The 567-nt window shown below is 53.6% G+C and carries 1 pseudogene; it reads right to left on the reverse strand.

Going from position 1 to position 567, the window contains the following annotated elements:
* A pseudogene (locus ACNEOT_RS25395) lies at positions 1 to 451 on the reverse strand (IS1-like element IS1B family transposase); the annotation flags it as partial.
* Positions 452 to 567 lie beyond the last annotated feature (116 nt).

Below are 567 nucleotides of genomic sequence, written 5' to 3' on the forward strand. Positions count from 1 at the left end.
AGACGCCCCAGCGTCGCCATAGTGCGTTCACCGAATACGTGCGCAACAACCGTCTTCCGGAGCCTGTCATACGCGTAAAACAGCCAGCGCTGGCGCGATTTAGCCCCGACATAGCCCCACTGTTCGTCCATTTCCGCGCAGACGATGACGTCACTGCCCGGCTGTATGCGCGAGGTTACCGACTGCGGCCTGAGTTTTTTAAATGGCGGAAAATCGTGTTGAGGCCAACGCCCATAATGCGGGCGGTTGCCCGGCATCCAACGCCATTCATGGCCATATCAATGATTTTCTGGTGCGTACCGGGTTGAGAAGCGGTGTAAGTGAACTGCAGTGGCCATGTTTTACGGCAGTGAGAGCAGAGATAGCGCTGATGTCCGGCGGTGCTTTTGCCGTTACGCACCACCCCGTCAGTAGCTGAACAGGAGGGACAGCTGATAGAAACAGAAGCCACTGGAGCACCTCAAAAACACCATCATACACTAAATCAGTAAGTTGGCATCATCACCTGGTTATAAAACCACGCTCTTGCATACCTTTAAAGTCAATACCAGTATGTTGACCTCGCGT

Source organism: Rhodococcus sp. 077-4, from assembly GCF_047782425.1.
In the GTDB taxonomy this organism is placed as follows: domain Bacteria; phylum Actinomycetota; class Actinomycetes; order Mycobacteriales; family Mycobacteriaceae; genus Rhodococcoides.